Raw genomic sequence first — 17,255 nt, forward strand, 5'->3', positions numbered from 1 at the left:
CCTTCTTACAACTGGCGTCTATTCGACTCATGCTGCGAAAGCTCTGCCAGAAAAAGATATGACTTCGGACAGACTCTCAGACGCGCTGGCTCCCAAAACAGCTCAAGCGCGACCGCCTTTCCCGATGTGGATGATGTCGCCCGCGCTTTTCTGCGGCTTACTCGCACGAAGCCAACGACACCATGCCGGCCGGCGCCAATCCGGCTGTCGAGCGAGAACGGAAGGCGAGTCCAACTTTGGCAAATGCTCGTGCGTTTTTCCGCAAACTGCCGTGCCGCAAGGGCGCACGGCCGGCCTGTTCACCCACCTCGCTTCCGGATTGTTCAAGAGAGACGATCTGGCCAAATCCTCACGGCTCTGCGAATGACATCGTCATGGAACTCAGACCTCTTCTGGATCAGGTCCGCGCGCGCCACCGGACGGCAGCGTCCGCAGTGACGGAGACGTTACGCGCGGCCATCGTCGATGGCGTCATCCCCGGTGGCGCGGCGCTGCGGCAAGACCTTTTGGCCGCCGAACTCGGCGTCAGCCGCATGCCGGTCCGCGAGAGCCTACGCCGACTGGAGACCGAGGGCCTGATCGACTTCGTGCCACATTGCGGCGCGGTCGTCGCAACGCTTTCGACAGAGGATATTTTTGAGATCGCGCAGATGCGCGTGGCGCTGGAGAACCTCGCGCTCGAACGCTCCTTTGCGTCGTCTGATATGAGCCATCTTGATCAGGCGGAGGCGATCTGCGTGGCGCTTGACGATGCGGAAGCCCTGACCGTCTTCACCAGCCTCAACCGCCGCTTCCACATGGCGCTTTACGGGATTAAGCCGGGCACCCGCCTGCGTCGCCAGATCGAGACGCTTTATGACGCCTACGATCGGTATTTTGCCGTCGAGCACGCGAGGCTCGACCGCCGGCGACGCTCGCAAGACGAGCATCGCGCACTTCTGGCAGCCTGCCGCGCCCGCGATCTGTCCGCGGCACGCCGGACGTTGAAGCGCCACATCGGCGACCCAGCCGCCAAGCTGGCTGCCATTTTCGAGCGACGCAACCCGCCTGTCTAAGCGAAAGCCAATCTGTTTCAGAAAAGGCTTTCTGCATAAGATTGGATCCGATCTTGTCGAAACATTGGATCCAATCGACGCCGGCTGGTGGCACGGAGCTTGCTCATGATCAGCGAACCCAACCGTTCGCGGAGCTTGATATGGCCGTCGCACGCCCAAACCCGATCGTCGACGTCGTCGACCTCAGCCACGAGATCCGCGAGGGCATGCTCAACATGGGCGGCTGGACGACGGCCTTTCCGGTCATCGACACGCTCGCCAAAACCCGGACCCTGAGCCAAGGCAAGATGGGCGTCGCGTCCCGCATGATCCTTGTGTCCGAGCATAACGGGACGCATATCGACGTCCCCCGCCACTTCGTCGACGATGGCGCGGCGATCGACGAGGTGCCGCTGACGAAACTGTTGCTGCCCGGCCACCTGCTCGACTTCACCCAAAAGGGTCACGGGGAAGCAATTACCGTCGCCGATTTCGAGGCCGCGGAAGAACGCTCGGGCCAGCGTGTGGGGCCGGGCACGGCTCTCGTTTGCTGGACCGGTGTCGACAAGTTTTGGGGCAGGCCGGACATGAACCGGCTACGGCCATACGTCCCCGCCGAGACCGCGATGTGGATGGTGGAGCGCCAGGTCTCGCTGTTTGCGACCGACCTTGTTGGCATGGACAATCCCGACGAGTGGTGGGAACCGACCCACCTCGCTTGGCTGTCCAATGGCATCTGCATGGTGCAGCAGCTCTGCAACCTCGACCAACTCGTCGGCAAGACCTTCCTGTTCCAAGCTTTTCCGATGAAGACCGTCGGCGGTACCGGCTGCCCAGTGCGCGCCGCAGCCCTGGTGCTCGGCGACGATACCGCTTGACGCTGCCGACGCCCTGTAGACCGGGCGGGCCAAACCGATGCCGATCCCTAGAAGGAGTGCTGACATGACGATACGTGCTTTGAGCGTTCTTGCGATGCTGACCCTCGGCGCAACCGCGGCTGGCTTAGGAACTGTACAGGCAGCGCAGCAATGCGCGCCCGATAAACTGGCCGAGCGCTACCCGGCACTCATTGGCAAGACCGTCAACGTCGGGTTGACCGCGGCGCAGGCACCCTACACTTACCCCGACCCCAAAAACCTCGACCACATCATCGGCGCCGACGCGGACCTGATGAACGAGGTCTTTGCCTGCATCGGGGTGCCGTGGAAACCCAATCTCGGCGCCTTCGCGGGCCTCATCACCTCTGTCACGGAGGGCCGCAACGATGTGATGTGGGACTCGCTGCTCTACACGCCGGCCCGCGGCAAGCAGGTCGATTTCGTCATCTATGAATCCGCCGGCACGGGGTTCCTCGTCCAGAAGGGCAATCCGAAGAAGGTGACATCGCTTGACGCCGTTTGCGGCATGAATGTCGGTGCCATGCTGGGCACCGTTCAGGAGGCGGCCTTCCGCGCTCAGGGCAAGCTATGCGTCAAAGACGGCAAGCCTGACGTGAACCTCCTGACGTTCGGCGACGAGGCGCAAGGCGACCGCGAGGTCATGAATGGGCGCATCGACGTGATCATGAACGATCTCGGCCAAGCTGCCTATCTGATCAGCAAGGAACCGCAGTTGGAGCTCGCCTTTTCGATCCAGAGCGACCTGCACATCGGAGCGGCGGTGAACAAGGGTGAACCGGTGCTGCTCCAGGCCATCGCCGATGCGCTCACAATCGCGCAGGCGGATGGCAGCCAAAAGGCGATCTTCGTCAAATACGGACTCGACCCAGCCCTCGTATTTCCGGTTGAAATTCGCAAGCAGTAGGAAGGATCGGCCACCGGGCCATGGCTGGGTCCGCTGATGAGCGCAGAAGGCGGGGGGTCACATGAAAACACTGATGCTCGCCGTCGCTTGGCTCGTCCTGGCGCACCTTCCCGCCTTGTCGCAGACTAGCGCGCCTGCCGACGAAGGATGCATCGTCGGCTGCGCCAAGCCCATTGCCCAGAACCCGCCGACCCACTCTGTCGCCGTCCCCCCGGTGCCCGCCGCGACTGCACCCGTGGCCGTCTCCACCGCCACGAGCTCGAAATTCAGCATCGAGGCCGTGCAGGAGATGCTCGGCTACCTTGTCGATCCCTTTCTCCTACGGGGAGCACTGGTCGCGCTGGAGATCGCCAGTGTTGCGATGGTGCTGGGCACCGCGCTTGGCCTTGGCCTCGCGCTTCTGCGCATGTCGCGTTTCAAGGTGATCAATGGGCTTGCCTGGACCTATATCTGGTTCATTCGCGGGACGCCGCCCCTGCTGCAGCTCGTCTTCCTGTTTGACGCCTTGCCAAGTTTCGGGATCAAGCTCGATATCTATTCGACGGCCGTGCTTGGCTTCGCGCTGAACGAGGCAGCCTTCAGCGCCGAAATCATTCGCGGTGGCATCCTGTCGGTCAACCGCGACCAAAGTATCGCGGCGACCTCACTCGGCATGGGGCCGATGCTGACGCTGCGGCGGATCATCATGCCCCAGGCCATGCGGGCGATCCTGCCCAGCATCGCCAACGACACGATCAGCGTCATCAAAAGCACGTCGATCGCATCCATCATCTTCGTCAACGAGCTGACATTTCGAAGCCAGCAGATCGTCGGGCAGAATTTCAAGTTCTTCGTCGTCTTCGCGGCTGCGGGGATTATTTACCTCGTAATGACGAGCGCGGTCGCCGGCGTGCAGATATGGTTAGAGCGGCACTACGACCTGGAGCGTCGCCAGGAAAGACGGCGCGGGCTGCTTGCCACCGCGGTCGCCCGCACCCGGCCGCGCCACCGGTCGACCTCTGGCGCAACGCCTCCAAGCCGCATCGACCTTTCGACCGCTCTTCGAGCGATCGGCGTGACATCCCAACCCGAGCACCCCGCCGCCGAGCCCTTCGTCACCTGCTTCAACGTCCAGAAATCCTACGGGGACCGCGAGATCCTGCGCGGTATCGACCTTGAAGTGAAACGCGGCGAGGTCGTCGTCATCATGGGGCCGAGCGGGTCGGGCAAGAGCACGCTGCTTCGCCTCGTCAACCATCTGGAGGTGTTGGATCACGGCGAGATCAAGGTAGAGGGGCGCTATGTCGGCTATGAAAAGCGGGGCGCGGTCCTGCGGCCGACGCGCGACCTCGCAAAGGCGCGGGCCAGGGCCCGGATCGCCATGGTGTTCCAGCACTTCAACCTGTTCCAGCATCTTACCGTGATCGAAAACGTCATGGAGGCGCCAGTTCACGTCCACCGCGAGCCGGCGGACAGGATGCGCGAGATCGCGCTCGGGCTTCTGGCCGCCGTCGGCCTCAGCCAACATGTCGACAAGCTGCCGCATCGGCTCTCAGGCGGGCAGCAGCAGCGCGTTGCGATCGCACGGGCGCTCGCGACTTCGCCCCGGCTCATGTTGTTCGACGAGCCGACTTCGGCGCTCGACCCGGAACTAGTTGGCGAGGTGCTGAGCGTGATGCGTCGCCTTGCCGATGCCGGCATGACGATGATTGTCGTGACGCACGAGGTCGCCTTCGCCCGCGACGTCGCCGACCGCGTGATCTTCATGGACGAAGGCCGCATCGTCGAGCAGGGGCCGCCGAACATCGTCTTGCGTACCCCCAAGGAGGAGCGCACGCAGCGCTTCCTGCGAATGGTCGAGCGAGGCGCCGACGTCTCGGCGACGCCCGCATGACGCGGGCTTTCACGCAATCCGTTTGAGAAGAGCGACACACCCGATGACCCGCGAACCCTCCCGCATCCTGATCCGTGGCGGACGCGTCTACGACCATAACGGCGACATTCACCAGCCGCCCGTGCGCGACATCTTCATCGAGGGCAACCGGATCTCTTCCGTCACGACGCCCGACGCCGATCTCGAGATGAAAAGCACGCTGGTCGCGTCGGCCAGGCGGGGCGAACCCGACGCGCCGGTGGTGATCGAGGCGCATGACCATCTCGTCATCCCGGGTCTCATCAATGCCCACTATCATTCCTATGATGTGCTGCAGAAGGGCATGCTCGAAGACATGCCGTTTGACGTCTGGGCGCTGCATTCCCAGCCGGTCTATTTCGGCAAGCGGAGCAAGGCCGAACTCCGCGCCCGCGTGCTCGTCGGCGCCCTGGAAGCGCTGCGCAATGGAATCACAACGATCCAGGACATGAACACGCTCGTGCCGCGCGACGAGGACACGCTCGACACGATTCTGGCCGCCTATGCCGAGGTTGGCATTCGGGTGGTGTTCTCCATTGCGATGCGTGATCTCGCGGCGCTCGATATCGCGCCGTTCCTGCCGCCGGATGTGCCGCCCGAGGTGCTGGCGATCATCACGGGCAGCCCAAACGATCCCGCGACCGAAATCGATTTCGTCGATCGCCAAATTGCGCGCCGACCCGCGGGACCACGCTTCAGCTGGGCGGTCAGCCCGTCCGGACCGCAGCGCTCGTCGCGGGCCTTGCTGGACGGGGTCTGCGATATTGCGGGACGGCACGGCTTGCCGATCTTCACCCATGTGTACGAAACCAAGGCGCAGACCGCGAAGGCGCGCGAGATCTACGGCGAGGACGGCGGCTCGATGATCCGCTACCTCGAGCGGGTGGGATTGTTCAAGCATCGCACCACGATTGCACATGGGGTGTGGCTGATGCCTGATGAGATGGAGATCCTCACCGGCTGCGGGGTGAGCCTCGCCCATAACCCAATTAGCAATCTCAAGCTCAAAAGCGGCATTGCGCCCATGCGATGCGTGATGGACGCGGGAATCAACGTCGCGCTCGGTTGCGACAATTGCTCATGCGGAGATTGTCAGAACCTGTTTCAGGCGATGAAAATGCTGTGCCTGCTGGCGGGTGTGACGGACCCGAACCCCACTGGCGTACATGCCGCCGACGCTATACAGGCCGCCACGATCGGGGGCGCGAAGGCAGCGGGCTTGGAGCACGAGATTGGCAGGATCGCGCCAGGGTTCCGCGCCGACCTGGCGCTGCTCGACCTCAGCGATGTCGCCTATCTGCCGTTCAACAGCGCCGCCCGACAACTTGTCTATGCCGAATGCGGGCGAGGCGTCCGGACCACGATCGTTGACGGCCGTATCATCATGCGCGACGGCCGGATCCTCAGCGTCGACGAAGCGACCCTGCGTGCCGACCTCGATGACCTGATGCCGGCCTTTCGGCGCCACTACGCGGCTGTCGAAAGCGCGAACCGTCCCGCGATCCCCTATCTTCTGGCGGCGAACCGCCAGCTCGATCAGCAAGACGTCGGCCTCAATCGTCTTCTGAGGGATCGCTGAGCGGAGAGGCGCGAGCGAAACTGGATCCTGCCGATCGGGGGCGGCTTCAATCATCGTCCGCTGCTTCGTCTGCCACGTTCCGAACCAGACGTTCCCCTTCCGGCCATGCTCTCCAGTCTGTGGCTGCTTGCCTGTTCTACCAACGGCCGCTTTCGGCCGTGGGAGATCAACGATGGGACATTCAGAATTCGATCCAGGCTTCAAAGAACGGCGCCCCTGGAATGCCGGCCGAAAACTTGGCGCCAAACAAGCGTTAAAGCCGCAGCAAGTTTGGGCCGTTCGGTTCTGGCTTGGTCGGGAAGACCGGTTACGTGATCGCGCCATGTTCGACCTGGCGATCGACAGCAAGCTGCGTGGCTGCGATGTCGTGAAGGTCAAAATCAGCGACCTCGTCGTTGGCGGCCGGGTCCGAAACCGCGCGATCGTGGTCCAGCAGAAGACCGGCCGGCCTGTTAGATTTGAGCTGCTCGAGTCAGCTCGGGGCAGCATCCTGGCTTGGCTCGAACGTCGAGGCGGATCACTCGACGACTTCGTTTTTCCGAGCCGGATCGACCATGCCCGGCACATGAGCACCCGCCAGTATGCACGGCTTGTCGACGAGTGGGTGACTGGAATTGGGTTGCGGCCAGACGACTACGGAACCCATTCACTCCGGCGAACGAAGGCGTCGATCATCTACAAGCAGACCGGCAACTTGCGCGCGGTGCAGATACTTCTTGGGCATACGAAGATCGAGAGCACGGTGCGCTATCTCGGCGTGGATGTCGAAGACGCGCTGACCTTGTCTGAACGTACCGAGATCTGAACGTAGGAGGCGCAGCCCACCTTCTGGATCTCGGCTGCGCCTTCGCGCCCATCCACGCCGTTCAGCGCTCGCGGGGGCCGCTACTTAAAGCAGACGTTCCTAACACAGGCGGATTGCAAGCAGGCCGTGTCAAGCTCCCAATCCATCGGCTTCGGGGAGCGCCACGGCTGCTGAAGCCAGGACCAAAGTCATGAAGCGCGAAGCTTACGAATCATAATTGCACCACTGACTGGTCGACACCAAGAGCGGACCGCGTGCGCCGCAGGTCATCATTTTTGATATTTCAATGCTGACCCGGAGAGACCCACCTCCAGGCCCAGACTGGGCGCGGCCGGCCGGGAGCGAGCGCGCAATGGCAGTTCGACGCCTCGATTAGTTTGGACATTTTCCCGGTGCTGCGGCTACGCCCGCCATGGCAATCAGAAGCGATTGGTCGCGCCTGGCCTCGACCACTGTGTTTCGAGGTAAAGCGCCCCTGACGATGCAAGCCCAAAAGTGATCGAGTTCGCGCGCGAAGGCTTCCTCGAAGCTTGGACGTATTGCGATCGACTCAAGACGACCGCCTGTCGAGCGGCGGTGCAGGAGTTGGGTCGGATGATGGTTGAGATAGGGGGCCGGAAAGACGAGTTCGACGATCTCGTCTTCGAAATAGAGGGAAATGCGCTCGGCATAGTCGGCTACCTTGGGCACTTCCACATGGGTCATGGTCCAAAGCGCTTCGCCGTCTCGCAAATCGACCGCGGCCTGTCCGCCGGACCCGCCGGCGAACAGCGCCGCACCCTTGACGCGCCCAGGAGACAGTCCCAGGCCATCGAGCAGCCCATGCACCGCATTCACGTCGTGGACGAGCGCCGAACAATAGGCGCCCGCGAAGCCGCGGAAGATCGTCTCGGACGGGATGAAACCAAGCGCAGCTTCGACTTGCGTTCGGCGGCGCTCGCCCGTCATGGCGATCAGGCTTTGAGGCACATCAGTGCCGACGACGAGCGGCTGGTGCGCCACGAAGGGCCAGGCATCGGGGTCATGCACTTCCACCGACAGATAGCGCAGCCGCTCGCCCTTGCCTCCAATTAAGTCGAGCGCGGCCTCGTAGCTCGGATCGAAGCGCTTCATGTAGCCGACTTGGAGAACGACGCCGGTGCGGGCCTGGGTCGCGATCAGCGCATCGAGTTCGGCAAGCCCGTAGCAGAGCGGCTTTTCGCAGAAGACGTGGAGGCCTGCTTCCATGGCGCGGCTAGCCAAATCCGCATGCCAGGGATCGGGCGCCGCGATCAGCACGGCATCGAGGTTGAGCGCGAGCAAATCGGCCGCATCGATCACGGTTGTTACCCCAAAGCGCTCCGCGAGGCCTGCCCGCACGGTCGCGGAGGGATCGCTGACGGCGACCAAGTTGAACTTTGCCCTTAGGGCCAGGAGATTGGGGATGTGCTCGACCTGCGCGATCAAGCCGCCGCCTACGACACCGATGTTGAGGCGTTCCGTCATGGATGTTCCTTGCGATAGATGCGGTCAGTGCAGGCGGACGGCGTTCTCGGCCGTGAGACGATCGAGGTCGACCTGCAGGCTCTTGAGGTCGCGACGGCCCGCCATGATGTCGAGCACCTCGGCTTCGGTGATCTCGCTCTTGCGGAACGTGCCGTGGGTGCGGCCGCGGTTGAGCAGCGTGAAGACGTCGCCAATCGGATAGGCGTGGTTGATGTTGTGGGTGATGAAGATGACCCCGATGCCGCGTGCACGCGCTTGCGCGATGTAGCGAAGCACGATCGAGGCCTGATGGACGCCGAGCGCCGAGGTCGGCTCGTCGAGGATCAACACGCGCGCCCCGTGGTAGACGGCTCGCGCGATCGCAACGCACTGCCGCTCGCCGCCCGACAAGGTGCCGACGGCCTGCTGCGGATCGCGCACGGTGATGCCCATATTGGCGAGTTCGCTGAACACGATAGCGTCAGCGCGTTTCATGTCGATGCGGCGGGTGAGGAAACGGCCGAGCACCGGCTCGCGGCCGAGAAAGAAGTTCCGGGTGATACTCATCAACGGGATCATCGCGAGATCCTGAAACACGGCAGCAATGCCCCGATCGAGCGCCTCGCGGGGTGATTGCAGCATGGTCGGCGCACCGTCGATCCGCAGCGTGCCGGCCGTGGGCTGATGCACGCCGGACAGGATCTTGATGAGGGTCGACTTGCCGGCGCCGTTGTCGCCGAGCAGGCAATGCACCTCGCCGTGCCGCACCACGATCGAGATGCCGTCGAGCGCCGTGACCGTGCCGAAGCTCTTGCCGACCCCGTCGAGTTCAATCAGCGGCGGGTTTGCCGCAGACTCCGGGGATGCCATCAGCGTGCCTCCGTGGCTTTGCGGCGGATGAAGTTGTTGAACAGGACGGCGAGCACGACCATCAGGCCGAGGAAGACCATGAACCAGTCGGTATCGATGCCGGTGTAGAAAATGCCCATCTCGACCGTACCGAAGATCAGCGCGCCGAACATGGCGCCGATGGCCGATCCGTAGCCGCCGGTCAGCAGGTTGCCACCAATCACCGCCGCGATCACGGATTCGAATTCCTTCTGGGTGCCGCGCAGCGTGTCGGCCGATCCGGTCTCGAGCACCTGGATCACCGCGAACAGCGTCGCCGCACAGGCTGTGCCGACGAACAGCAGGATCTTGACCCGGCCGACCGGCACGCCGACGTTGCGCGCCGCCTGCGCGTCGCCCCCAACCGCATAGATCCAGTTACCGAACTCGGTCTTGACCAGGATCCACGTCGCCAGAGCCGTGAGGCCGAGCCACCAGGCGACCGACATCGGAATGCCGGACACGAGCGGTGTTCCGTCGGCCTTGATACCGATCCAGCCCATGTGTCCGAGCCAGGTGAAGAGCGGACCGCCGAACTTGCCGCCAAACAGCGATACGAAGGCCGTCTCGGTGGTGTTCCTGGTGATGTAGGGGATCTGGGTTCGGCCGGTCAGCGCGCGGGTGGTGGCGAGACTGAGGCCCCGCAGCACAAAATAGCCGGCCAGCGTGACGATGAAGGAGGGCAGCCGGGTACGCGTCACCAGCATGCCGTTGGCCGTGCCGACCAGGATCGCGACGCCGAAGGCGATCACCACCGAAAGCCAGATCGGCAGATGGAACTGCGTCACCGCGATGCCGATCACGATGCCGGCGAAGCCGATCATTGAGCCGAGCGATAGGTCGAACTCGCCGCCGATCATCAGCAGGGCCACGGCCGCCGCCAGGATCCCGAGTTGCGCTGAAACCTGCAGGAAGTTGACGATGCCGAGGGCGCTGAAGAGTCCGCTGTTCCCCGCCGTCACGGCGAAGAACAGGAAGACGAAGATGGTCGCGCCGAACGAGCCGAGTTCCGGCCGGCGCAAGCTCCGCTTCATCATGCGGGTGAAGCGGCTTGCCGGCTGCGCGGCGTCTCCCGCGGAAAGGTTCACGGCTGCATCCGACATGCTATCGCTCTCGCAACGCGACGGCGGCTGAAGCCGCCGCCTGATGTCAACGGATGCCCTGGTCGCTCAGGGTCTTGATGGGCGCGGCGTCCGCCTTGGTGACGAAGGCCGGACCGGTCATCACGTCGGCGGTCGGAAAGGTTTTGTAGAGTGCCTTCATGGTCAGGAACACGACGGGCAGGTAGCCCATCATATATTGCTGGTTGTCGATCGCGAACATCATCTTGCCAGTGTTCAGCGCGTCGAGCACCTCGGGCGCGAGGTCGAAGGTGCCGACCTTGAGCTTGCTCGCGTAGCCGCGTTCGTCGAACATGGTGAGCATCGGACCAGCCAATGACGTGCCGAGCATGAGCGCACCGTTCACGTTCGGATGAGCCGTCAGATAACCCTCGACACGGCGCACCGAGTCGGTCGGATCGAGCGTGACGGCCACCACCGACACCGTCCCACCCAGCGGCTTCAGGCCGTCTGTGAAGCCCTGGCAGCGCTGGTCGAGGCTGCCGTTGCCCACCTCGTGATTGATGCAGATGGCCTCCTTGACCCCCGCTTTCCCCATGATGTCGCCGGCCTGCTTGCCATTGTCATATTCCGACCCGCCGCCGACGAAAAGGTCGAGCTTCCAGGGCTTGACCTGCTCCTCGCCGGAGTCGATCACGACGACCGGGATGCCGGCCGCCTTGGCCGCCTCGATCGGGGCTTCAAGCGCCGTGGGGTCCGGGATTGAAACGACGAGCCCGTCGGGTTTGGAGGCGGTCGCGGCCTGGATCAGCTGGCCCATCTTGACGACGTCGAAGGTCTCGGGCGCCCGGTAGTCGACCTTCACCTTGAGCGCCGCGGCGGCGGCCATCATGCCGTTCTTGACCACCGTCCAATATTGATCGTTGGCTTGGCCGTGCGTGACGAAGACGATGCGCACGTCTTCAATGTTCTTAGCCTGCGCCAAAGCTGGCGACCAAGCGCTGCATGCCGCTACAGAGGTGATCGTCGCCGCGGCGACGAACGACCGAATGCTCTTCAGGGACCCCATCGACATAATTCTCATCTCCCGTGATGCGACTGCGGTCGATCCCAACCGTGCGCTCGCCCGCAGACGCAAACGCACGGTTCGCGTTCAAGACGCGGACAAGGCCATGCTAAAGTCCTTCAGCGTTCCGCGCTCGACCTCAAGATCGTCGATCCAGGCCGACGCGCCGAGGACAGCGTATTCGTCGGTGCGGATCCGTGCCGAGGCCGGCTCGATGGCTTCGATCTCGCCGGGCGCATTGGCATGCAGCGCCATGAAATTCACGCCGGGTCCGATCTCCGCGAACAGGGCGCGGTAGCGATCCTCGGCCGTTCCGTCCTGATGCCACGGAGTCTCGAGCACGCGATCGACGAGGAGCGCGCCAGATCGGGCGAGGTCGGCGGCGCGATCGGCGTAGATTGCGGGGTCGAGCGGCCCGAGATTGTGGATCGGGCCATAGCCGTCGATGGTGCGCGGGAAGAGGATCGGCACACCGTATTCGCGGCCAAGTGCGATCGTGATCGGCGCGAATTCGGGGGCCAGGACGGCGCCCTGATGCGCGTCGAGGTGCGTCGGCGTCAGACCGGCGGCGAGGAAGCCATCGATCTGCGCGCGGAGTTCTTTTTCGACCGCCTGCGGGTCGGCCCGTCGCCGGACCTCGGGCACAGAGCCCCAAAAGTAGCCCTGCGGATCGACGAGACCGGAACCTGGTCCCGGCGCGGTCAGCGGGCGCCAGCGATAGAACCGTTTCTCGGCCGTGATGGTCAGATGCACGCCGAGCTTGAGTGCGGGATCGGCCACGCCCGCCGCGGTGATCTCGAGAAACCAAGGGCACGGCACCATCACCGATCCCGAGTCGCAGCGGCCGGCCTGGAACAGCGCCAGATAGGCCGCGTTGGCGCCATGGCACATGCCGAGATCGTCGATGTTGATGACCAGTTTTGGAAGCTCAGGGCTCATCGGCTAGACCTCCACCGAGAGGCCGGCCGCCTTGGCTGCGGCCAGGAGATTCCGATAGCCCATCGTCGCATAGGTCAGAGGGTGGGCCTTTGCGGGATCCTGTTCCGCCTCCACCACCAGCCAGCCGGCATAACCCGCCTCCGCGAGCTTCGGCAGCAGGGCCGCATAGGGGATTACGCCGTCGCCCGGGACCGTAAAGATCCCCGCCATCACGGCGTCCATGAAGCTCATGTCGGCATTGCGGGCGCGGGCCAGCACGTCGGGCCGCACGTCCTTGCAATGGAAATGCACGACGCGACGGAGGTGACGATCGAGGAGAGACACCGGATCGCCGCCGGAGAAGGCGCAATGGCCGGTATCGTACAGCAGCCCCACCGCCTCGCCGCTATGCGCCATCAGCGCGTCGATTTCGGCGTCGCTTTCGACGATGGTTCCCATGTGGTGGTGGAATGCCATGGCCACGCCGAAGTCGCGCATGCGCTCGGCCAAGGCGGTGATCTTGGCTCCGTAGGCGGGCCACTCGTCTTCTGTGAGCCGGGGCCGCTCCGAAAAGGGGCGGAAGATGGCATCGTGCCGGCCGCGGGAGGTGTCGGCGTAGACGACATGCTTGGCGCCGAGATCGCGAAGCAAGGTCAGATGAGGCAGCACGGCCTCGAACTCGGCGTCGACGTCGCGTTCGAGGATTCGCCCATCATACCAGCCGGAGACGAGTTCGAGATCGTGTTCGGCCAGAACGGTTCGCAGCGCGTCACTGGTGCGGGGAAATTTTCCGCCGAGTTCGGTGCCGCGATAGCCGGCCTGGCGTGTCTCGGCGACGCATTGCTCGAGGGGAGTGTCCCCGCCGAGCGATGGAACGTCGTCGTTCGTCCAGGTAATTGGGTTGATGCCGATCTTGACGCTCATCGCAGACATCCGGATCCAAGACCGGATCAGTGTCTCGCCATTCTGATACCTTTGCGAGATCCAGTTTTTCGGCTTTGATTGGTGCCAGTTAGACGTCTCGTAGGTCGGAGATGGTGTCCATGGCCGCAGAAGCATCATTTCCGCTGGACGCTCTCCGGCTCGATCGTTCGGGCTCCGTGGCGCTGCATCGCCAGCTCTATCAGGCGCTGCGTCTTCTCATCATTGACCGCGCATTGCCGCCCGGAAGCGCATTGCCTTCGACCCGCGCAATGGCCCTGGACCTCGCCTTGGCACGCAATACGGTCACGGCGGCGTATGACCAGCTCACCGCGGAGGGGTATCTCCTCAATCGGCCCGGGGCTCGGCCCAGAGTGGTGGACCTGCCGACCGGCGTAGCCAAGGCGGCGACTATCGAGACCGCCCAAGCCCATCAGCCGTTGTCCCGCCGGGGCTCCTTGATGGCGCGGCAGCCGGTTCACCACGGTGAACCGGGCCGTATGATCTTTCATCCGGGGATGCCGGACGCCGATTATTTCCCGTTCGGGACCTGGAGCCGGCTGCTCAGCCGCCGGGCCAGCCATGCAGGCGAAACCTTGTTCGGCACCTACGATGTGGCGGGCCATCCGGCTCTGCGGCGGGCCATCGCCGCCTACCTCAAGGCGGCCCGCGGCGTGCTCTGCGCGCCCGAGCAGATCGTGGTGACGACCGGAGCCCAGGCGGCCCTCGATCTGCTGGCGCGCCTGCTGCTCGATCCGGGCGACGCGGTGTGGATGGAGGAACCCGGCTATTACGGCGCGCAATCGGCCTTCGTGGCGGCCGGTGCGAAGCTGCTTCCCCTCGACGTCGATGCCGGGGGTTGGGCGCTCGACCCGCCGGCGCACCAGAGGCTGCGCCTTGTCTATGTCACCCCCTCCTGTCAGCATCCCCTCGGGGCGACGATGCGGATGGAGCAGCGCCTGCGTCTGCTCGAGATCGCGGAGAACCGAGGCGCCTGGATCATCGAGGATGATTTCGACGGCGAATACCGCTTCCAGGGTCAGCCGATCCCGGCGATGCAGGGGGCGGACCGCTCGCAGCGAGTGATCTACCTCGGCACCTTCGCCAAGATCCTGTTCCCGGCGCTGCGGGTCGGTTTCATGGTCCTGCCGCATGATCTCGTGCCCGGCGTCACACGGGCCATCAGCATCACGGGCCAATTCGCGCCGCTGCTGTTGCAAGCCGCGCTCGCGGATTTCATCGAACAGGGTCACATGGCGCGCCATCTCCGCCGCATGCGCCGGATCTATGCGCAGCGACGACAGGTGTTTCGAACCCTGTGGGAGGCGCGTCTATCGGAATGGGGTCAGCTGGGCGACGGAGAGGCCGGCATCCAGATCCTCGGCGTGCTTAATGGCGGCCTGGATGATGTCGCCATCTCCGCTACCTGCCGGAGTCACGGCGTGAACGTTTCGCCGCTTTCGATCCAATACCGCCATGGGCCGGGATGCGCCGGACTGCTGATCGGCTATGCCGCGGCCAACGAGGCAACCACCCGGCAGGGTTTGCTTTGCCTTGAAGCCGCATTCCGCTCGCATGACGGAGCAGCGTCACGGCCCTTGGCGCTCAGTCTCCAGTCGGACCCGGGGTGATAACGCTCGCGGAAGAAGTCGGCGGCGAGTCGTGTGAATTGGCGCGGTGACACCATGGCGGCGCGGATGCGGGATCAAGACATGACGCCGACCCAGATTCAGCGAAGTGCCGACCAGCTTGTCTCCCACGGGCCGACCCAGTTTGGGGAACCGCGAGCAGACTTGCAGCTGTGCGCCCATCCCGGACTTCCCGAGTCTATTCAGCCGGCTTTCAAAGCAGCCATTCTCCGTTCTGCAGAGATTACGAATTGCGCATGTCGATCCGGCCACGATGGCGGCGTCCAATCGTTCAAGTCGGTGCGCATTCGTTCAAGATCACGACCGGCAAAGCAGATAGCCTCAATCTCGAACTTATCTGCGCTAAGCATCAGCGCATCCTACAGCGGCCAGATAGTGTCATTCATAAGTAGAGTGATCTGCATGCGTTTGAATCGCGGACAGAGGAGCGCCCAGTGACGGCAGACAACATCGCTAACCTGATCGTGGAGACGCTGAGCCAGGCCGGCGTCAAGCGCATCTTCGGGGTCGTCGGCGACAGCCTGAACGGTCTGACGGAGTCGCTGCGCCAGCAGCACGTCATCGAATGGATGGGCGTGCGCCACGAGGAGGTCGCGGCCTTCGCGGCGGCGGGCGAAGCGCAGGTCACCGGGAAACTGGCGGTTTGCGCGGGCTCCTGCGGGCCAGGCAACCTCCATCTCATCAATGGCCTGTTCGACGCCCATCGGAGTCGGACCCCGGTGCTGGCCATCGCGGCGCACATTCCCTCGGGCGAGATCGGTGGCGGCTATTTTCAAGAGACGCATCCGCAGAACCTGTTTCGCGAGTGCAGCCACTATTGCGAGCTGGTCTCGGACCCCGCTCAGATGCCTTACGTCCTCGAGAACGCCATCCGGGCGGCCATCGGCCTGCGCGGCGTCGCCGTCATCGTCGTTCCCGGCGATGTCGCGCTCCGCCCCGCGCCGGCGCGGGCGATCTCGCCCAACACCGGGCTGCTGCCGCCCACGCCCCGCGTCGTGCCGGCCGAACGCGAGCTCGACGCTCTCGCCGCGCTCCTCAACGAGGCCGGGCGCATCACGCTGTTCTGCGGACGGGGCTGCGCCGGCGCCCACTCCCCCCTTATGCGGCTCGCCGAGACCTTGAAGAGTCCGATCGTCCATGCACTCGGCGGCAAGGAGCATGTCGAATACGACAATCCCTACGATGTCGGCCTGACGGGTTTCATCGGCTATTCCTCCGGCTATGCCGCGATGCACGCCTGCGAGGTGCTGCTGATGCTTGGCACCGACTTTCCATACAAGCAGTTCCTGCCGGTCGCCGCGAAGATCGCACAGGTCGACATTCGCCCCGAAAACCTCGGCCGGCGCGCCAAGCTCGATCTTGGCCTCGTCGGCGACGTCGGCGCCACTATCGAGGCGCTCCTGCCGAGACTGAACACCCAGACCGACCGGTATCACCTCGATCACGCGGTGGCGCATTACAAGAAGGACCGAGCGGGCCTCGACGATCTCGCCAAGGGAACGCCCGGCCACAAGCCCATCCACCCGCAGTACCTCGCCAAGGTCGTTAGCGAGGCCGCGAGCGACGACGCGGTGTTCACCTTCGACGTCGGCACGCCGACGATCTGGGCGGCTCGCTATCTCGAAATGAACGGCAAGCGGCGGATGGTCGGCTCGCTGGTCCACGGCTCGATGGCGAACGCCATGCCGCAGGCAATCGGCATCCAGGCAGCCCAGCCCGGACGTCAAGTCATTTCGCTCTCGGGCGATGGCGGCTTCACCATGCTGATGGGCGACCTGATCTCGCTGAAGCAGCTCAAGCTGCCGGTGAAGGTGGTGATCTTCAACAACGGCGTGCTGGGCTTCGTGGCTCTCGAGATGAAGGCGTCGGGGTTCGTCGATAGCGGCGTCGACCTCGAAAACCCGGATTTCGCCGCCATGGCGCGGGCCATGGGCATTCATGCCCAGCGCGTCGAGGATCCGGGCGAGCTGCCCGACGCCGTTGCAGCCATGCTAGCCCATGACGGGCCCGCGCTGCTCGACGTGGTCACGGCCAAGCAGGAGCTATCCATGCCGCCGACCATCGGCATAGAGCAGATGAAGGGCTTCAGCTTATGGGTGCTCCGAGCTGTCATGAGCGGCCGCGGCGACGAGGTGATCGATCTGGCCGAGACCAACCTGCTGCGCCGCTGACGCGA

At 64.1% G+C, this 17,255-nt stretch carries 15 protein-coding genes; 9 read left to right on the plus strand and 6 right to left on the minus strand.

Translation table 11 applies throughout. From position 1 onward, the window contains the following. The 7 genes from M8523_RS28165 to M8523_RS28195 form a co-directional block, all read left to right on the plus strand. On the plus strand, positions 1 to 367 hold a 367-nt coding region (locus tag M8523_RS28165; protein WP_282588204.1), incomplete at its 5' end, for a hypothetical protein. Between the two features lie 7 nt (positions 368 to 374). Continuing rightward, positions 375 to 1,055, plus strand: coding sequence for a GntR family transcriptional regulator (locus M8523_RS28170; protein ID WP_282588205.1), 681 nt, complete (start codon positions 375 to 377; stop codon positions 1,053 to 1,055). A 140-nt stretch (positions 1,056 to 1,195) separates the two neighbouring features. After that, complete coding sequence (locus M8523_RS28175; protein ID WP_282588206.1) at positions 1,196 to 1,912, plus strand: cyclase family protein; 717 nt, start codon at positions 1,196 to 1,198, stop codon at positions 1,910 to 1,912. A gap of 64 nt (positions 1,913 to 1,976) precedes the next feature. After that, positions 1,977 to 2,837 carry an ABC transporter substrate-binding protein gene (locus tag M8523_RS28180; protein WP_282588207.1) on the plus strand — a complete coding sequence of 287 codons (861 nt, stop codon included), beginning with the start codon at positions 1,977 to 1,979 and terminating at the stop codon, positions 2,835 to 2,837. A gap of 61 nt (positions 2,838 to 2,898) precedes the next feature. Continuing rightward, a complete protein-coding gene (locus tag M8523_RS28185; protein WP_282588208.1) occupies positions 2,899 to 4,710 on the plus strand; it encodes an amino acid ABC transporter permease/ATP-binding protein in 1,812 nt (603 codons plus the stop codon). Between the two features lie 43 nt (positions 4,711 to 4,753). Next, the gene (locus tag M8523_RS28190; RefSeq protein ID WP_282588209.1) at positions 4,754 to 6,307 is read left to right on the plus strand and encodes an amidohydrolase family protein; all 1,554 of its coding nucleotides are present in this window, start codon (positions 4,754 to 4,756) and stop codon (positions 6,305 to 6,307) included. Between the two features lie 172 nt (positions 6,308 to 6,479). Beyond that, positions 6,480 to 7,112 carry a tyrosine-type recombinase/integrase gene (locus M8523_RS28195; RefSeq protein ID WP_282588210.1) on the plus strand — a complete coding sequence of 211 codons (633 nt, stop codon included), beginning with the start codon at positions 6,480 to 6,482 and terminating at the stop codon, positions 7,110 to 7,112. A 372-nt stretch (positions 7,113 to 7,484) separates the two neighbouring features. Here the strand turns inward: M8523_RS28195 and M8523_RS28200 are convergent, their stop codons facing one another. The 6 genes from M8523_RS28200 to iolE form a co-directional block, all read right to left on the minus strand. Then, entirely contained in the window at positions 7,485 to 8,597 is a 1,113-nt protein-coding gene (locus tag M8523_RS28200; protein WP_282588211.1) for a Gfo/Idh/MocA family protein, read from the minus strand. Positions 8,598 to 8,621: 24 nt separating this feature from the next. Continuing rightward, a complete protein-coding gene (locus M8523_RS28205) occupies positions 8,622 to 9,446 on the minus strand; it encodes an ATP-binding cassette domain-containing protein (RefSeq protein ID WP_282588212.1) in 825 nt (274 codons plus the stop codon). After that, entirely contained in the window at positions 9,446 to 10,567 is a 1,122-nt protein-coding gene (locus M8523_RS28210) for an ABC transporter permease (RefSeq protein ID WP_282588213.1), read from the minus strand. The genes M8523_RS28205 and M8523_RS28210 overlap by 1 nt, the downstream gene beginning before the upstream one ends. 46 nt (positions 10,568 to 10,613) lie before the next feature. After that, on the minus strand, positions 10,614 to 11,600 hold the full coding sequence (locus tag M8523_RS28215) for a rhizopine catabolism ABC transporter substrate-binding protein (protein ID WP_282588214.1): 987 nt from the start codon (positions 11,598 to 11,600) through the stop codon (positions 10,614 to 10,616). Positions 11,601 to 11,678: 78 nt separating this feature from the next. Beyond that, entirely contained in the window at positions 11,679 to 12,530 is an 852-nt protein-coding gene (locus tag M8523_RS28220; protein WP_282588215.1) for a polysaccharide deacetylase family protein, read from the minus strand. Positions 12,531 to 12,533: 3 nt separating this feature from the next. Beyond that, the gene (gene iolE / locus M8523_RS28225) at positions 12,534 to 13,433 is read right to left on the minus strand and encodes a myo-inosose-2 dehydratase (RefSeq protein WP_282588216.1); all 900 of its coding nucleotides are present in this window, start codon (positions 13,431 to 13,433) and stop codon (positions 12,534 to 12,536) included. Between the two features lie 119 nt (positions 13,434 to 13,552). Between iolE and mocR the strand changes: the two genes are divergently transcribed. Then, positions 13,553 to 15,061 carry a rhizopine catabolism transcriptional regulator MocR gene (gene mocR, locus M8523_RS28230; RefSeq protein ID WP_282588217.1) on the plus strand — a complete coding sequence of 503 codons (1,509 nt, stop codon included), beginning with the start codon at positions 13,553 to 13,555 and terminating at the stop codon, positions 15,059 to 15,061. Positions 15,062 to 15,513: 452 nt separating this feature from the next. Continuing rightward, entirely contained in the window at positions 15,514 to 17,250 is a 1,737-nt protein-coding gene (gene poxB, locus M8523_RS28235) for a ubiquinone-dependent pyruvate dehydrogenase (protein WP_282588218.1), read from the plus strand. Positions 17,251 to 17,255 lie beyond the last annotated feature (5 nt).

Source organism: Lichenifustis flavocetrariae (genome assembly GCF_026130545.1).
Taxonomy (GTDB): Bacteria; Pseudomonadota; Alphaproteobacteria; order Rhizobiales; family Beijerinckiaceae; genus Lichenihabitans; species Lichenihabitans flavocetrariae.